This is a genomic window from Spirochaetota bacterium, from assembly GCA_025061835.1.
GTDB lineage: Bacteria > Spirochaetota > Brevinematia > DTOW01 > DTOW01 > SKYB106.
In genome coordinates, this window is sequence record JANXAC010000053.1 from 1 (window position 1) to 416 (window position 416).

The following is a 416-nucleotide window of genomic DNA, read 5'->3' on the forward strand; positions in this document are numbered from 1 at the left end:
GCGCATCCGCGTGCTGGTCATCTTCTTTTTCATCATCAATGTGATTGCAGTACCTGCCTTCATCCTTCTGGGGCTATGGTTCCTGATGCAGTTTCAGTTCCAGCCTGGCGTTGCGACGATGGCACACGCTGGAGGCTTTGTGGCAGGCGCCCTCACCATCGCAGCATTGGGCAGACAACGCATTCTGCGCCGACTGCATCGCTCTCGCTACTATCTGTACCGCCCCCTGCCGCCTGAGTACTGAGCCATATCCCCCTCCTCCCGGCAGTGCCGTGTCTGCGTTTGCAAGCCAGGTCACTGCAAAGAGGCTACTTCCCCCTTGACAAAGCAAGGGTTTTCTGGTAAATTCTTATTCGCAAGGTTCCCCGGTAGCTCAGTCGGCAGAGCGGGTGGCTGTTAACCACTAGGTCGCAGGT

General features: G+C 57.0%; 1 protein-coding gene. It reads left to right on the forward strand.

What is annotated here, in order from left to right; translation table 11 throughout:
• A partial coding sequence (locus tag NZ579_08220; GenBank protein MCS7299921.1) for a hypothetical protein occupies positions 1-244 on the forward strand: 244 nt, incomplete at its 5' end.
• Positions 245-416: the final 172 nt, after the last annotated feature.